At 73.4% G+C, this 16,619-nt stretch carries 13 protein-coding genes; 4 read left to right on the top strand and 9 right to left on the bottom strand.

Translation table 11 applies throughout. The features are described 5' to 3' along the window. The first annotated feature begins 316 nt into the window (after nt 1-316). Nucleotides 317-565 carry a DUF3072 domain-containing protein gene (locus DB033_RS07165; protein WP_111766074.1) on the top strand — a complete coding sequence of 83 codons (249 nt, stop codon included), beginning with the start codon at nt 317-319 and terminating at the stop codon, nt 563-565. Between the two features lie 95 nt (nt 566-660). Here the strand turns inward: DB033_RS07165 and glgX are convergent, their stop codons facing one another. The 4 genes from glgX to DB033_RS07140 all read right to left on the bottom strand — a co-directional run bounded on the left by glgX (nt 661) and on the right by DB033_RS07140 (nt 7,829). Continuing rightward, complete coding sequence (gene glgX, locus DB033_RS07160) at nt 661-2,814, bottom strand: glycogen debranching protein GlgX (protein WP_111767311.1); 2,154 nt, start codon at nt 2,812-2,814, stop codon at nt 661-663. A 239-nt stretch (nt 2,815-3,053) separates the two neighbouring features. After that, nucleotides 3,054-3,836, bottom strand: coding sequence for a potassium channel family protein (locus tag DB033_RS07155; RefSeq protein WP_111766073.1), 783 nt, complete (start codon nt 3,834-3,836; stop codon nt 3,054-3,056). A gap of 283 nt (nt 3,837-4,119) precedes the next feature. Beyond that, on the bottom strand, nt 4,120-6,555 hold the full coding sequence (locus DB033_RS07150; protein ID WP_170315489.1) for a sensor domain-containing diguanylate cyclase: 2,436 nt from the start codon (nt 6,553-6,555) through the stop codon (nt 4,120-4,122). A 626-nt stretch (nt 6,556-7,181) separates the two neighbouring features. Further along, entirely contained in the window at nt 7,182-7,829 is a 648-nt protein-coding gene (locus tag DB033_RS07140) for a response regulator (protein ID WP_111766070.1), read from the bottom strand. Nucleotides 7,830-7,955: 126 nt separating this feature from the next. Here DB033_RS07140 and DB033_RS07135 point away from each other — a divergent pair, with 126 nt between their 5' ends. After that, nucleotides 7,956-9,242 (top strand): sensor histidine kinase, encoded by a 1,287-nt coding sequence (locus tag DB033_RS07135; RefSeq protein WP_111766069.1) that lies wholly within the window; start codon nt 7,956-7,958, stop codon nt 9,240-9,242. Between the two features lie 149 nt (nt 9,243-9,391). Continuing rightward, a complete protein-coding gene (locus tag DB033_RS07130; protein ID WP_111766068.1) occupies nt 9,392-10,129 on the top strand; it encodes a hypothetical protein in 738 nt (245 codons plus the stop codon). Nucleotides 10,130-10,209: 80 nt separating this feature from the next. Here DB033_RS07130 and DB033_RS07125 read toward each other — a convergent pair whose 3' ends face one another. The 3 genes from DB033_RS07125 to DB033_RS07115 all read right to left on the bottom strand — a co-directional run bounded on the left by DB033_RS07125 (nt 10,210) and on the right by DB033_RS07115 (nt 11,720). Then, nucleotides 10,210-10,635, bottom strand: coding sequence for a hypothetical protein (locus DB033_RS07125; protein WP_111766067.1), 426 nt, complete (start codon nt 10,633-10,635; stop codon nt 10,210-10,212). Then, on the bottom strand, nt 10,635-10,856 hold the full coding sequence (locus DB033_RS07120; protein WP_111766066.1) for a hypothetical protein: 222 nt from the start codon (nt 10,854-10,856) through the stop codon (nt 10,635-10,637). The genes DB033_RS07125 and DB033_RS07120 overlap by 1 nt, the downstream gene beginning before the upstream one ends. A gap of 186 nt (nt 10,857-11,042) precedes the next feature. Further along, on the bottom strand, nt 11,043-11,720 hold the full coding sequence (locus DB033_RS07115; RefSeq protein WP_111766065.1) for an SDR family NAD(P)-dependent oxidoreductase: 678 nt from the start codon (nt 11,718-11,720) through the stop codon (nt 11,043-11,045). Between the two features lie 225 nt (nt 11,721-11,945). Between DB033_RS07115 and DB033_RS07110 the strand changes: the two genes are divergently transcribed. Continuing rightward, on the top strand, nt 11,946-14,957 hold the full coding sequence (locus tag DB033_RS07110; protein WP_157970558.1) for a sensor domain-containing protein: 3,012 nt from the start codon (nt 11,946-11,948) through the stop codon (nt 14,955-14,957). Between the two features lie 22 nt (nt 14,958-14,979). Here DB033_RS07110 and DB033_RS07105 read toward each other — a convergent pair whose 3' ends face one another. Further along, complete coding sequence (locus tag DB033_RS07105) at nt 14,980-15,888, bottom strand: alpha/beta fold hydrolase (RefSeq protein ID WP_111766063.1); 909 nt, start codon at nt 15,886-15,888, stop codon at nt 14,980-14,982. A 20-nt stretch (nt 15,889-15,908) separates the two neighbouring features. Then, nucleotides 15,909-16,577, bottom strand: a complete 669-nt coding sequence (locus tag DB033_RS07100) for a class I SAM-dependent methyltransferase (protein ID WP_205843700.1) — start codon at nt 16,575-16,577, stop codon at nt 15,909-15,911. Nucleotides 16,578-16,619 lie beyond the last annotated feature (42 nt).

Below are 16,619 nucleotides of genomic sequence, written 5' to 3'. Positions count from 1 at the left end.
GGCGGCGCCGTTCACCGAAGTACTCCCGGATCACCGGCGCCGGATGCGGCCCGTCCGTGCGCGGGGGACCCGGTCGGCCCGGACGGCGGCCGCACCGGTCCCGGCGCCGGTGCTCGGGGAGGGCGAGCCTGCCCTCGGGACGCGGTGCCGCCGAGGCCCTCCGGACGGTCGGGTGAACGCCACTCCCGGCCGGGAATTGGAATGTCGTCCACGACGCGGGACCGGGTTCGAACGCAGGTTCGACCGGGCGGCAGGTGGGTACTGCGGTTTCCGACGGACCGCCCTGCTCCGGCAGGCACGACGAGAAGGACACGCCATGAGCAAGCCCAGTGACACCGCAGCCGGCGACAGCAACGCCACCGCCTCCGACGAGAACGTCTCGACCAACCCGGAGAAGGACCCCAAGGAGTGGGTGACCGGCGGTGAGCCGATGACCGGCCCGCAGGAGTCCTACCTGCACACCCTGGCCCAGGAGGCCGACGTCGAGGTCCCCGAGGATCTGACCAAGGCCGACGCCAGCACGATGATCGACGAGCTGCAGGGCAAGACCGGCCGCGGCCAGTAGTCCGTCCCCGGCAGTATCACGGCATCACCCGCAGCAACGCCCACGGCGCCGGCCCTCCGTGGAGGGCCGGCGCCGTGGGCGTCGTGCTGTCGGACTCAGGTGGTGCGCTTGAGCAACCGGATCGAGCGTGCGTCGACGGCGAAGGTCTCGCCCGTCTTCACCACCGTCGGCTCGACGACGACCGGCACGCCACCGGAGATGGCCACCACCTCGGCCGCGCCGAGGGCGGTGTCGGCCTCGATGATCCACGACTGGCCGGCGAACAGGTCGGGCAGCGTGAAGTCGATCGGCTCGTAGTGGCCGTTGAACAGGACGAAGAACGAGTCGTCCACGACCTTCTCGCCGCGGTCGTCGGGCTCCCGGATGGCGTCGCCGTTGAGGAACACGGCGACCGACCGGATGTGCGCGTTGTCCCAGTCCTCGTTGGACATCTGGTCACCGGACGGGGTGAACCAGCCGATGTCGGCCAGCTCCTCGTTCTTCAACCCGCGACCGGTGAAGTGGCGCCGACGGCGCAGCACCGGGTGCGCGTGACGCAGGGCCCCGAGGATGCCGACGAAGTCGGTGAGGTCGGAGAACTCCTCCGCCCGCTCCCAGTCGACCCAGGCCAGTTCGTTGTCCTGCGCGTAGACGTTGTTGTTGCCCTGCTGGGTGCGGCCCAGTTCGTCACCGTGCAGCAGCATCGGCACGCCCTGCGACAGGAACAGCGTCATCAGCATGTTGCGCTTCTGCTTCTCGCGCAGCGCCTGGATCTCCGGGTCGTCGGTCTCGCCCTCGACGCCGCAGTTCCACGACGAGTTGTTGCTCTCGCCGTCGTTGCCGCCTTCGCCGTTGGCGTCGTTGTGCTTCTCGTTGTACGACACCAGGTCGTGCATCGTGAAGCCGTCGTGCGCGGTGACGAAGTTGATCGACGCGTGCGGCCGGCGGCCGTCGCCCTCGTACAGATCCGCCGACCCGGTGAAGCGGGAGGCGAACTCACCGAGGGTGGCGTCCTGGCCGCGCCAGAAGTCGCGGACCTGGTCGCGGTACTTGCCGTTCCACTCGGTCCACAGCGGGGGGAACCCGCCGACGTTGTAGCCGTTGGAACCGATGTCCCACGGCTCGGCGATCAACTTGACCTGGCTGACGATCGGGTCCTGCTGGACCAGGTCGAAGAACGCCGACAGCCGGTCCACCTCGTGGAACTGGCGCGCCAGGGAGCTGGCCAGATCGAAGCGGAACCCGTCGACGTGCATCTCGGTGACCCAGTAGCGCAACGAGTCCATGATGAGCTGCAGCACGTGCGGGTGCCGCATCAGCAGCGAGTTGCCGGTGCCGGTGGTGTCGAAGTAGTGCGCCTGGTCGCCGTCGACGAGCCGGTAGTAGGCGGCGTTGTCGATGCCGCGGAACGACAGCGTCGGGCCGAGCTGGTTGCCCTCGGCGGTGTGGTTGTAGACCACGTCGAGGATGACCTCCAGGCCCGCCTCGTGCAGCGCCTTGACGGTCGCCTTGAACTCCTGCACCTGCTGGCCGTTCTGGCCCTGCGAGCAGTACTCGGCGTGCGGGGCGAAGAAACCGATGGTGTTGTAACCCCAGTAGTTGCGCATCCCGCGGTCGGCGAGGTGGCTGTCGTGCACGAACTGGTGCACCGGCATCAACTCGATCGCGGTGATCCCGAGCTTCTTGTAGTGCTCGAGCATGACCGGGTGCGCCAGCGCCGCGTAGGTGCCGCGGATGTCCTCCGGAATGCCCGGGTGCGTCTGGGTGAGGCCCTTCACGTGCGCCTCGTAGACGATCGTGTCGGCGTAGGGGATACGCGGCGGGCGGTCGTTCTCCCAGTCGAAGAACGGGCTCACCACGACCGACTTGCTCATGTGCGGCGCGGAGTCCTCGTCGTTGAACGAGTCCTCGTCGCCCCAGGTGTAGGAGAAGCAGGCCTGGTCCCAGTCGATGTCACCCTCGATCGCCTTCGCGTACGGATCGAGCAGCAGCTTGCTGGGGTTGCAGCGGTGGCCGTTCTCCGGCTCGTAGGGACCGTGCACCCGGAAGCCGTACTGCTGCCCGGGTCCGACGTGCGGCAGGTAGCCGTGCCAGACGAAGGCGTCGCGCTCGGTCAGCGGGTAGCGCGTCTCGGTGCCGTCGCCGTCGAAGAGGCACAGCTCGACCTTTTTCGCCACCTCGGAGAACAGCGCGAAGTTCGTGCCGGTGCCGTTGTAGGTGGCACCGAGCGGATAGGGGGTTCCCGGCCAGACCCGTTGGGTCGCGGTCATCGTCACCTCGTGTCATAGGGCGCACAGCGCCGTGGTCGTGTCGTCGTCGGAACGGGTTCACAGGATCACAGAACCGTCGCCGTGCGGAAATCCGGCGGGACGGTGACCCTGGTCGTCCCGTACCCCGCGGACCGCGGCGCACCGGGGTCGGAGCAGGCGTCGGGGACGTCCGTTCAGCGTCGGGAGCTATACCCAGCCGACCGGCTCCGACGCCGGTCGGGGAGGTCCGGAGACCGGAATCACCCCGATGCCGGAGCCGCCCCCGGGTGGTCTGGGCCCGCGGGAGCGCCGGTGGTCGCGGGCGGCGGGGGCGCCAGGCGGCGGATCTCGCCCTGCAGGTCCTCGATCCGGGCGGCGAGCTGGTCGATGTGCGCCTTGGTGACGGTCTGGTCGGCCTCGGTGGCCTCGGCCACCTGCTGCACCATCCACGACGCCAGGGTCGCGGTGACCACGCCGAGCAGGGCGATGCCGCCGACCATCAGCGCCGCGGCGATGACGCGGCCGGTCGTGGTCACCGGGTAGCGGTCGCCGTAGCCGACGGTGGTCATGGTGGTGATGGCCCACCACAGGCCGTCCCCGAACGAGGTGATGGTGGAGTCGGGCGCGAGGCGCTCCTCGTCGGTGATGGCGAGTCCGGCACAGATCAGCAGCAGCAGTGCGCCGCCGGTGGCGTAGACCACGACCTTGCCGCGCAGGTTGTCGGCGGTGGACCGGTTGAGGACGGACAGCAGGGCCAGCAGCCGCAACAGCCGCAGCGGCCGCAGCAACGGCAGCACGAGGACGGCCAGGTCGAACAGGTTGGAGCGGACGAAGCGCCACCGGTGATCGGCCAGCAGGACCCGGACCAGGTAGTCGACCCCGAACAGGATCCAGGTGACGGTGACGATCGCCTCGCACCACGCCACCACGGTCCGGGGCAGGTCCGGGCGGACGATCGGAACGGCGTAGGCACCCAGGAAGACCAGGGCCACCACGATCAACGGCACCTCGGTGCGGTCGGCCCAGCGCTGCAGTCGCGTCATCCGGGCAGTGTGGCAGGACGTGTCCGTGGGGAGCGGGGAGCGGCACACCCGTGTCGCGGCGGTCCCGTCGCGCACCGCGGGCGACGGATGTCGGAGCCGGACCAAACCCCTCCCGGCCGGGGTCCGAACCACCTCCATCGGTCGAGACGCCGGCGGCGACACGTCGCCGCCGGCGGGCCGTGGCCCGTCCGCCGACCCCGACCGGCGGACCGGGTCGGAGGGGTGCAGCCCCGTCCATCCACACCGCGGGCGGGCGGGGCGGCTGCGCCGGTCACGGGACCGGTCAGCCGCCGGCGGCCCCGGGATCACGGCACACCCGGTCGCGGCCGGTGTTCTTCGCCCGGTACAGCGCGAGGTCGGCGCCGGCCATCAGATCCTCCGGACGGTCGCCGGGACCGACCATCCGGTAACCGATGCTGCAGGTCCGGCCGTCCGGCACGGCCGTGCGGACCCGCTCGAGCACCGCTTCGGCGTCCGCCTCGCCGCAGTCCACCAACGACAGCGCGAACTCCTCGCCGCCCCACCGGGCCAGCATGTCGTCGGCCTTGAGCTGGGCCCGGGCTTGCCGGGCGAAGCCGCTGAGCAGCACGTCGCCGGCGGCGTGTCCACGACTGTCGTTGTAGTGCTTGAAGTGGTCGAAGTCGATCAACGCGACGACCAGTCCGCGGCCGGCCGGCACCGTGGTCAGCAGCGAGCGCAGCCGCAGCTCCCAGCTGCGGCGGTTGGGCAACCCGGTCAGGGCGTCGGTGTGGGCGAGCGTCTCCAGCTCGGTCAGCAGCGAACGCTGGCTGAGCACCGAGCCCGCCTGCGCGGCCAGCATCGTCACCACCTGGGCGCGCCGGTCGTCGGGTCCCGGCCCGGGCGCGGCCCATTCGACGGCCAGCACCGCGGACACCCCGGTGTGTGACCGGATCGGCACCATCAGCCCCGCCCCCGGCGCGGTGGCCGGCAGACCGGGGGTGTGCGGCAGCCGCTGTTTGGTCAGTACCGACTCGCCCGACAGGAACGCCGCCGCCCGTGGGTCGAGACCGTGCAGGCCGGCGTCGCGGACCCGGAGGGGGATGAGCTGGCCGCGCCGCCCGACCCGGCTCGCCGCGGTCACCTGCAGACTGCCGCCACCGGGAGCGGGCTCGAGCAGCGAGACGGTGTCGGCGCCGGCCAGTTCCACACAGGCCTCGATGACGATGCGGTGGGCGTCGGCGGCCGCCTGGACGCGGCGCACCACCTCGACGACGGCCGTCAGGTCGGCCTGGGCCTCCCGGGCGGACCGCTCCGCGGCCACCCGCTCGGTGATGTCCTGCAGGTGCGCCACCGTCCACCGTTGCCCGTCGGGACCCTGGGTGTGCGCCAGAGTGGTCCCGACCCAGCGGTACTCGCCGTCCGGCAGCCGGAACCGCAGTTCGCTGTACGGGGCGCCGCCCGTCGCGCCGGCGATCAGCGCGGAGATGGCGGCGACGTCGAAGGAGTCGCCGGGGTGCACGACGTCGTCGGCGGGATGCTCCACGACGTCCGCGGCGGGTCGGCCCAGCAGGGTGCACAGCGCGGGGTTCACCGCGATCCACCGGCCGTGTTCGTCGATCAGCCCGACCCCCACCGGTGAGGCGTCGAACAGTTGCCGCCACCGGGTCTCGCTCTGACGCAGCGCCCGTTCGGTGCCCAGCTGAGCGGTGATGTCGGTGGAGATACCGGCGATGGCGTACACCGCCCCGTGTTGATCGTGTAGCGGGAACTTCGTGGTCTGGTAGTCGCGGCGGATCCCGCCGGTCTGCACGAACGACTCGGTCGCGCTGACCCGGGCGCCGTGGCGCAGCACCTGGTCGTCACCGCGCCGCAGCACCGACGCGGAGGCGGTGTCGAGCACCTCGTCGTCGGTCCGCCCGATCAGGGAGCCGTCCGGCACGCCGAACAGTTGGTGGCCCGCGGTGTTGCACAGCAGGTACCGGCCCTCGAGGTCCTTGGCGAACACGATCGCGTCCGGATGCGACAGCACGCCCCGCAGGAGCCGCTCGTTGGCCCGCAGGGCCTCCTCGGCGGCTTCGTGGGCGGTGGTCTCGGCCTGCAACCGGCCGGCCTGCCGGCGCAGCAGCAGCTGGGCGACCACCTGTCCGGCCAGCCCGGTGAGCTGGGTCCGTTGCAGTGGGGTGAGGTCCCGGGGGCGGACGTCGAGCACGCACAAGGTGCCCAGGACCGCCCCGGACGGCGTGACCAGGGGTGCGCCGGCGTAGGAGCGCACCCCCGGCCGGCCGCTGACGAACGCCCCGTGGGCGAACCGTGGATCGGCTGCCGCGTCGGGGACGACCAGCAGCTCCCGTCGGGACAGGGCGTCGTCGCAGAACGAGCCGGCGCGGTCGCTCTCGCAGAGGTCGAGGCCGACGCGCGCCTTGAACCACACGCGGTGGGTGTCGACCAGGCTGATCAGGGCGATGGGCGCGTCGCAGACGTGCGCCGCCAGGCGGACGAGCAGGTCGAAGTCGTCCTCGGCGGGCGTGTCGAGCACCTCGAAACTGTGCAGTTCGGCGAGCCGGACCGGTTCGGGCACGGTCGCGGCGCCGGACCCCGGGTGGTGTCGCGACGGACCCACGGGGAGTCGCGGGACGGCGGCCGTGACCGGCGCCGGGCCGGTCGCCACGGCCAGGGCGGGCCGCGAGGGGGTGTGGTCGCCGGCGGCGGACCGGGGGTGCGGCAGCGCGGCGTCGGCCGTCACCCGGGGCGTGGTCATCCGACGCGTGCGGACGCGACGTCCGATGATCCGGAGCCCTGGTGGAGCCGCATCCTGCATCCTCTCCGTGTTCGAGTTGTCGCTGATAGTAACAAGACGGATTCCTCCGGTCGAGAGCCGCGTTCCGGCGACGGGACGGCCACGCCGGCGGCGGCGATGGGCTCCGTGGCCGGCGGAGCGACGCCCACCCCGCGACGGCCCGGCGGATCGCCGCTCCGGACCGTCCGTGGCCGCCACCGTCCGGGGCCGCGCACCGCGACCCGCCGGCTGCGGCACGGTGCGGCCCCGACGGCCCGCCCGCGACGACCGGCGGACCGAGATCGACGGTCCGACAGGCGTGTCGGGTTCTCGGCGCGGGACCGACGTCCCTGGCGGCCCGCGCGGCACGGGGAACCTGCTCGTCCGCGGCTGGGCCGAGGAGGTGGCGGCGGAGCACCATCCGCGGCTGATCGGGCGCACCGAGGGCACCGGGCTCGTGCCGTGGGTGCCGGGTGCGGATCTCCGCCGGCTGCGGGATCATCCCGCACGGCATCAGCGGCCGGCGGCTGAGCGTCCGTCCGGCCGTCGAGTGGTCGTGGGGGATCGGCGCACTGGTGGAGGCGTCGGGACGCCGTGAACGCGGGCCGTCACTCGAGCAGGCCCCGCCGCATCGCCTCCGCGACGGCGGCGGCCCGGTCGGAGACGCCCAGCTTCTCGTAGAGCCGCTGGGTGTGCGTCTTGACGGTGCTGGGGGCCAGGTACAGCTCGCCCGCGATGGCCGGGATCGATTTCCCCTGGGCGAAGCCCACCAGCACCTCGCGCTCGCGCTCGGACAGCACCGGCGCCGACGACGTCGCGCGCAGCCGGATCTGTCCGGCGAGGCCGGCCGCCAGAGCCGGCGGCACCACGATGTCCCCCCTGGCGGCCTGCCGGACCGCGTCCACGATCTCCGCGCGGCGGGCGTCCTTGGACAGGTAGCCGGCCGCGCCCTCCTCGAGAGCCCGGTACACCACGGCACTGTCGGTCGCGGCGGACAACAGCAGCACCCGGGTCGGCAGGGCGTCGCGGACCACAGCGTGCAGGACGTCCAGGCCGTCCATGTCGGGCATCTGGTAGTCGACGAGAGCCACCTGTGGGCGGTGTCGGCGGATCAGCTCCAGCGCCTGCCGGCCGTCCTCGGCCTGTGCGACCACGTCGACGATCCCACTCTGCAGCAGGCCGCGGGTGACACCGTCGCGGAAGAACGGGTGGTCGTCGGCGACGAGCACTGTGATCCGGGGCGTGGAAGTGGTCATCGGTCCTCGGCGGTCGGCGCGGCACGGGCGGATCGGACTGCGGAGCACACAGCATCGCACGTGGCACCATCGCGGGGACCGGTCGCGAGCTGCCGCGATACCGGGGTCCGCGACGGGGGGACGACGATGTCTGAGCGCGCCACGGAATCCGACCGGCGGCCGGCCGGGGGGTGGTCCGACGCCGGTGCCCGGGTCGACGCCCAACGGGCCCGCGGTGCCGCGCTGCACGTCGCCCTCCGGTGGCTGCTCGTCGCCTTCGCCGCGGCCACCGTCTGGTGGGAGCCGCCGCAGTTCGACGCCGGTCTCTGCCGCGCGCTGGTCGTCGGCTACGCCGGCTTCGCCGGACTGGTCCTGCTCTGGTTCCGCCGTGACCCGCAGCACCTGGCCCGACTGACCTGGTTGGTGCTGGCCGTGGACCTGCTGCTGTTCGGTGTGCTGGTGCAGGTGACTGGCGCCTCGGAGGACCAGAGCTGGACGCCGTACATCCTGGTCAACGGCTTCCTCCTCATCCCGTTGCTGGCGGCGACCCAGTTGCGGCCCGGGCTCGGCGCGGCCATCGGCGCGGTCACCACCGTCCTGTACTTCGTCTCCAGCGCCGCGGCCCGCACCTACGGGGAGGACAGCACCCAGTGGGAGCCGTGGAGCTCGGTGGTGCTGCGGACCGTGGTGGTGGCCGCGGTGGCGCTGGCCGCCGTGCTGCTCAGCCGGGTCCAGCGGAGTCGGGTGGCCGAGATCGGCCGTCTCGCCAAGGACCGGGCCGCGCTGCTGGAGCAGCTCGGCACGCTCGAGGACCGGCAGCGCCGTGAGCTCGCCGAGGCCTTGCACGACGGTGCCCTGCAGTACCTGCTGGGGGCGCGGCTGGAGCTGGACGAGGCCCGTGACACCGGCGACCCGGCGGCGTTCGACCGGATCGACGAGGCGCTGACCCAGTCCAGTCGACTCCTGCGGTCCACCGTCAGCGAGCTGCACCCGGCCGTCCTCGCGCAGGCGGGGCTGGACCAGGCGGTCCGCGACCTGGCCGACACCACCGCCGCCCGTACCGGTCTCGCGATCTCGGTGGTCGTCCGGCCGGACGACGCACCGGCGGTACGGCGGGACGCGGGTGATCTGGTGGTGTACTCCGCGGTGCGGGAGGCGCTCGGCAACGTGGTCAAGCACGCGCACGCGAGCGCGGTGGCGATCGTCGTCGAGCGTACCGACGCCCTGCTGCGGGTCACCGTCACCGACGACGGGCGGGGGATCGCCGACGGTGCGGTCGAGCGCCGGCTCGCGGCCGGCCACATCGGGGTCGCGTCGCACCGGTGGAAGGTGGAGGCGGCCGGCGGCAGGTTCCTGATCGCGCCGGCTCTCCCGCACGGCACCCGGGTCACCGTGGAACTGCCGGTCCGCTCGGACGGAACCGGCGGCGGCTGACGACCGGAGGACCCCGGTGTCCGCCGATCGGTGGAGCCCGGGTTCCGCCGACGGACCCACCGGACGGCCGACGGTGTCGCCGTCGGACCGGACCGAGGATGGTTCTCAGCCGGCCAGCACAGCGCCGGACACAGAGAAGAAGGTCCGCAATGTCCACCATCGTCAGCCCCGAGCAGCAGTGGAAGTCCCTCGGCACCACCAACGGCTTCGACCGGGATGGCGACCACCGCGACGAGCGGACCGACGACCGGGACGTCCGCTACGCCGCGGACGCCCGCTCGGCCGCAGGCCCCCGCTTCGACGGACCGCGGTTCACCGGCTACGGCGATCCGCGCGTCACCGACCGGTTCCCGGTGGGGGGCACCCACTACCGTTCGTTCCCGGTGCCGGTGAGTCGCGTCGAGCCCGCGTACGACACGCCGGCCGGCTCCCTGCAGCCCGTCGACACGGCAGCCGCCGTCCGGCCGGCCGGCCGCTTCGCGGTGGTCGACCAGGGCCGCTTCTGGGTCGGCGCGGTCCTGACCTCCGGGGTGGCGGCGTTGTCCGGGGTGATCGGCCTGGTCATCGCCCAGGATCTGCTCAAGGTCCCGGTGGGTCTGGCCTCGATCGGGCTGGGGGGCGCGCACGTGGGGACCTACGGCCTGCTCGCCGCGCTGGTCGCGATGCTGGCGGCACTGGCCTACGACGGGATGCTCGCGTTCGCGCCGCGGCCGGCCGTCTACTACGGCTGGCTGACCGGACTGCTCGTCGCCCTCGCCGTGCTGCTGCCGTTCGCCGCCCCGGTGGCCATCGGGTCCCAGCTGGCGCTGGCCCTGGTGAACCTGGTCGTCGGGGTGTCGATCATGGTGCTGGTCCCGGTGGCGGCGTCCAACGCCCGCAACCGCTGACCGGACGGGCCGACCGGCCGGAACACGACAGCGCCGCCGACGGGGATCCGTCGGCGGCGCTGTCGTGTGCGTGCGGTCGGTCAGCGGCGCAACCGCCGTCGGAGCCGGTCGAACAACCCGGCCCCGCCGTGGCGGACCACCTCGACCACCGTGGGCGCCAGCGTCCGCGGCGATCCGAAGTGCACCGCGGCGCTGCCGGTGGCGACCCGCCCGAGACGCGACGACACCCGGTCGCCGAGGCGCACCACCTCACCGGTGGGCCCGACGACCGAGAGCGACAATCCCTGGCCGGCGAGCTGGTCGGCGATCCGCCCGATGGCCCGGGGCCCGTTGACGCGTCCCCAGCCCGACGGCAGCTCGGCCCGGGTGAACTCCGTCCACAACCGGGCGGGGGCGTCCGTGCTCAGCTGCAGGTCACGGCCGGATCCGGTGAGGTGCGCCGGAAGACCGTCCACCTCCACGCGGACGTCGGCCTGCACGACCAGCGTGCGGGTCCGACCGTCCATCAGAGCGCTGCGCGGTCTTCGGTGGTGATGCGCAGCGTGCCGTTGAGCTTCCAGGTGGCCCGGGGCGAGTCGGCCCCGGTGCTGCGCGGCACCTCCACGGACATGTCGACGAACTGGTAGTTGATCGCGGCGTTCCGTCCGGTCAGGAACGACCACATCTCCTTGCCGATGTCGGCGAAGCTGCTCTTCTGACCTTCCATCGGGGCACTCTCTTCGGCCATGACGAAATCCTCTCCATTCAAGTGGGGTGACGTCCACGGGGCTCGCCGGGAGGCCGGTCGGCCCCCGGAGATGGCATCGGCCTGCCCCCCGGCCAGTCGACAGGGGAGCCAAGACCGTTGCAGCGCAGCGGATGTCGGGTACACCAGCGGTACTACCCGGCGCCCCGGCGGGGCAAACGGTGCGGGTCAGGACGTGAAAGCGGCCGACGGCAGCTCGGTCTCGTCGTCCAGGACGGCCCGCACGATGCGGGCCGCCACGGTCTCGGGCGCCAGGCCCTCGGCGAGATGCGGTGCGACACCGGCGATCGGGCGTCCGGCCAGACCGGTCTCGGTGTGCGGCGGTCGCGCGTCGATCACCCGGATCCGGCGGCGCCGGGCCTCGATGCGGGCGCTGACGGTGAACGCGCTCAGCGCGGCCTTGCTGGCCGAGTAGGCCGACATCCCCGCGGTCGGCATCTCGGCCACGATGGCGCTGATGCTGACGACGAAACCGCCGGCGTCCAGGGTGCCCAGCGCCGCCCGGATCAGCTGCCGGGGTCCGGTGAAGTTGACCGCCATCAGCTCCTCGACCAGATCGTCGGTGACGTCGGCGACCGGGCCGAAGGCGACGACGCCCGAGGCGATCACCACGCCGTCCAGACCGCCCTCGGCCGCCGCGGCGATCAACGCCGCCGGGACGGCCGGGTCCCGCAGGTCGCCGGTGTGGATCTCGGCGCCGTCGAGGCCGACCGCGGCGAGCCGGTCCGGGTCCCTTCCGTGCAGCACCACCGTCGCACCGGCGGCGGCCAACGCCCGGGCCAGTGGGGCGCCCAGCCCACCGCTCGCACCGACCACGAGGACACGTCTGTTGTTCAGATCCGTCATGCAGGGTGACTGCCCAGTCACCCGGGGGCGCAAGCGATGGATCTCCGCCGCCCGCCCGGCCGTTCACCAGGGCTGGGCGGGGCCGGAGCGCGTCGGCCCGCGGCCCGTTCCGGCGGGTGCCGGGCTGATCCGGTGGTCGTCGGGGCGACGGCTCTTCTGCGGCACGGGCGCGGACGTTTCGCCGGTTCGGACCATTCGCGGCAGCCGGAATGGCACGATGTGCACGTGGACAGCCACGGCCTTCCCGGACCGGCGCGGTCGGACGCGCGTTCGGCCCCGGTCGGCGGCGACGCAGCCCACACCGGCGCCGGCTACACCGACCCCGCAGCGACCGACCGGACGGCCGTCGCTCCCACCGGCGCCGACTACACCGACCCCGCAGCGACCGACCGGACGGCCGTCGCTCCCACCGGCGCCGGCTACATCGCCCCCACACCCACCGACCGGACGACCGTCGGCGCCCCTGGCACCGATCACGGACCCGCGGACCCGACCACGGTCGGCCGCACAGGCACACGCACCGGCACCGACCCGGCCCCCACTGATCCGTCGTCAGCGGATTCCGGCCACCTCGGACCGGCCGCGCCGCCGGCGCCGGACGTCGCCCGCCGGCCCGTGGCGGGGGTCGACCGGCTGGCGGCCCGCACCGGCGCGCCGGACCTGCGGGACCAGGTCCACCGCGACATCGAGCAGCTGACCGGCGTGGGGGCGTGGACGTGGGACCAACGGTCCGGTCTGTCGTCGTGGTCGGACGAGATGTACGTCATCCTGGGCCTGGACCCGACCGTCGACCGGCTGACCACCGATTCCTATCTGGCGATGGTCCCCGAGCCGCACCGGCAGGTGCTCGCGCGGGCGGTCGTCGAGGGCGTCCGTGCGGGCGGCTACGAGATCGACCATCCGTTGGTGCGCGCGGACGGGGTGGTCCGCGAGATCCACAGCCGCGGCCGTGGGCACGTCGACGCCGACGGCACCCTGCTGTACGCACTCGGGACGGTGCAGGACGTCACCGACGCGCGCCGGGCCTCGCGGGCGTCGGCCGAGGCGCGGGACCTGTTCGCCGGGGTGCTCGACGCCGCCACCGAGCAGGCCATCCTCCGGGTGGACCTGGACGGGACGGTCCGGGTGTTCAACCGCGGCGCGCAGCGGATGCTCGGCCACCGGGCCGACCGGGTGGTCGGGCGCGTGCCGCCGGCGTTCTACGACGCCGCCGAGGTCGCGGCGCGGGCGGCCGAACTCGGGCTGCCCGTCCCCGACGCCGCCGGTGACCTGCGCGCGCAGCTGCCGGTCGTCGTGGGCAGCGCCGCCCGGGGGGTGCCCGAGACGCACCGCTGGACCTGGTCGACCCTGGACGGCCGCCGGTTGCAGGTGTCCACCACCAGTACCGCACTGCGCGACGAGGGCGGCGCCCTCGACGGGTACCTCATCGTCGCCACCGACGTCACGTCGCAGGTGACGGCGGAGCGGGCGCTGCGGGCCAGCGAATCGCTGTTCGAGCGGATCTTCGACAACGCCCCGTCGGGCATCATGCTGCTGGACACGTCGGACCCGCTGCGGATCCGGACCGAGCGGGTCAACCCGGCCCTGTGCCGGATCACCGGGTACACCGCCGACCAGCTGCGGGAGATGCCGCTCGGCGACCTGGTGCACCCCGACCACCGCGAGCACACCCGGCACGGTGCCGACGAGTTCGTCGGCGGCCGGTCGTGGGCCCCGGAGGCGGAGTGGCGGTGGGTCCGGTCCGACGGCCGGGACATCTGGGTCTCGGTCAGCGTCAGCCCGATCGCCGCCGAGCAGGGCAGCTGGGTGGTGGCGATCGTCGAGGACGTGACGGCCCGGCGGGAGGCCGAGGACCGGCTCAACCACCTGGCGCTGCACGACGCCCTCACCGGGCTGCCCAACCGGGCGCTGCTGCAGGACCGCCTGCACCACGCCCTGGCCGCCGCCCGCCGTACCGAGACGCAGGTCGCGGTGCTGTGGCTGGACCTGGACGGTTTCAAGGCGGTCAACGACGAGGACGGGCACTCCGCCGGCGACGACGTGCTGCGCACGGTGGCCCAGCGGCTGAGCGACCACCTGCGTCCCGGGGACACCGTGGCCCGCATCGGGGGCGACGAGTTCGTCGTGGTGGCGCCGGGCTTCGTGGATCCGGCGGACGCGGAGGCGCTGGCCGAGCGGGTCCGGGTGGTCGTCGCGCAGCCCTACCGCTACGGCCGGAGCGTCCACCGGCTCAGTGCCAGCCTCGGGGTGGCGGTGTCCGACGGTGCCGCTACCGCGGAGAACCTGCTGCGCGAGGCCGACGCCGCCATGTACGTGGCGAAGGACGACGGGAAGAACCGGGTGTTCCGCAGCGGCACCATGGATCCGCGGTCACCGGCGCGCACCGTGCGCGCCGCGCGGTTCCTGCAGGTGGAGGCCGAGCTGCGCAGGGCGCTGGATCGCGGCGAGCTGGTCCTGCACGCCCAGCCGGTGCTCGACCTGACGACCGGTGCCGCGACGGCGGTCGAGACCCTGCTGCGGTGGCAGCATCCGCAGCAGGGGCTGCTCCCGCCCGCCGACTTCCTCGACGTCGCCGAGACCGGTGACCTGATGGTGCCGTTGGGGCGGTGGGTGCTGACGCAGTCGTGCCGGCTGGTCGCGGCCCTGCCGCCCACGGTGCCGGCACTGTCGGTGTCGGTGAACATCTCGGGGCGGCAGGTGGAGTCCGGGACCCTGCACGGCGACGTGCTGGCGGCACTGGCCGACTCGGGTCTGAGCGCCGACCGGCTGGTGCTCGAGCTCCCCGAGACGTTCACCCCGTTGATCGCGGGACCGGTGCTGGACCAGCTCGGCGATCTGCGCGACCGCGGTGTCCGGCTGGCCGTCGACGACGTGGGCACCGGCCACAGCAGCCTGAGCCGGCTGGCCGAGCTGCCGGTGGACGTCCTCAAGATCGACCGCGGCTTCATCGACCGGATGTCGCACGACCCCGCGGCCCACGCCGTGGTGCAGGCCGTCCTGGGCATCGGCGACGCGCTGCACCTGACGGTGATCGCCGAGGGGGTGGAGCATGCGCACCAGGAGGACGTCCTGCGCCGACTGGGATGTCGGACCGTGCAGGGTTTCCGCTACAGCCGGCCGCTGACCGAGGGCGATCTGCGGGCGGCCCTGAGCCGGGGCGCGTCGTTCGTCCCGGGCGCGGCCGCTGCGGTCCCGCCGCCGGCGCCGCTCCCGGTCGAGGTGGCGACGGTTCCCTGACGGCACCGTTCCGGCGGACTGATCAGGCCAGGAAGCGGCTGATCCGGGCGCCGAGATCCGGGGCTTCGTGCACGATCCCGAAGTGCCCGCCGGGCACCACGGCCAGCGTCGCGCGCGGAATGGTCTCGGCCAGCACCCGGGCGTTGACCAGCGGGACGATCGGGTCGTCGGCGCCGCTGATGACCAGCGTCTCCTGCGTGAGGAACGGCAGGAAGGGCAGGCTCGACCAGGCCATCAGCGCCCCGAGCTGGGTCAGGTAGCCCCACCAGCCGGTGCCGGTGCCGGCGCCGCCGCCCGCCGCCCCGGCGATGGCGGTCCGCAGGTCCTCGTGCAGCGTCAGGCCGTCCAGCCGGGCCGCGGCGCCGGCGTCCGGGACCGAGCGCGGGATCAGCAGCGACGCCAGCACCGACGGTTGCGGCAGGACCGACACCGCCCCGGTGTTGGTGCTCATCAGGATCAGCCGGCGGCAGCGGACGGCGTGCTGGAGAGCGAACTGCTGCGCCAGGGCGCCGCCCCACGAATAGCCGAGGACGTCGACCTCGGGGTGGCCGAGCGTGTCGAGCAGTTCCGACATCAGACCCGCGAGCACCGGGATCGGCAGCGGCACCGCGGCGGGCGAGCCGCCGATGCCGGGCACGTCCACCCGGATGACCGGGACGTCGGCGTCGATGGCGTCGACCAGCGGCCCGAGGACGTCCAGTGCGGCACCGATGCCGCCGAACATCAGCAACGGCGTCCGCCAGGGGTCGCCGGCCCGCAGCTCGACCTGCAGGTCGAACCACCCGACCCGCACCAGCCGCCGGTCGGTCGCCGGCGGTCCGCCCGCCGGGCCGGGGGCGTCGCCCGGACGGCCGTCACCGGCGTGGGGCGGGGGATGGGGCGCGGACTCCTGGAACACCTGGACCTCTTCCTGACATCGGTGAGGTCGCATCGGCCCCTTGCCCAGGCTAACTACCCGGCAGCCGGCTCCGGCGACCGTGCGGCGTCCCGCGGGTCCGGTGTGCCCCCGGGGTCCGGTGGGCGGCGGGCCAGCACGAACGCCTGCGGTCGCCGTTCGGCGCCCTCGGGCCCGCGGGTCGTCCGCAGGTGGACGGTCGCACCGAGCGCCTCGAGGTCTCCGGCGAGCGCGTCGGCGGTGTGCAGGTACGCGGTGAGATCGATGTTGTGTCCGTACGCGGAGGCCAGGTGCCGGCTGCCGGTGCCGCTCTGCACCGCGATGAGCAGCCAGCCGCCCGGCCGCAGCACCCGCAGCAGTTCCGCGAGCACCCCGGGCAGCGCGGCGGGTCGGGTGTGGATGACCGAGTACCAGGCGAGCACCCCGGCGAGGCTGCCGTCGGCGGCGGGCAGCGCGTCCAGGTCGCCCACCGACACGTCCAGGTCGGGATGCCGCTCCCGGGCGATCCGCACCATCTCCGGAGACAGGTCCACCCCGACCGCGTCGACGCCGAGGTCGGCCAGGTGCCGGGTGAGCCGGCCGGGACCGCACCCCGCGTCGAGCACCCGGCCGCGGCCGCGCACCCGGTCGGCGAAGTCGGCGATCAGCGCCCGGTCCAGCATCGTCTCGGCCCGGTCCAGCCGGACCAGGTCGGCGTAGTCGGCGGCGACCACGTCGTACGCCACCCGGACGGATTCCCGGTCGTACCCCGCGGACGGCGACCCGGC

Origin of the sequence: Nakamurella deserti (genome assembly GCF_003260015.1) — a bacterium.
Taxonomy (GTDB): domain Bacteria; phylum Actinomycetota; class Actinomycetes; order Mycobacteriales; family Nakamurellaceae; genus Nakamurella; species Nakamurella deserti.
This window is presented reverse-complemented; position numbering and strand designations above follow the sequence as displayed.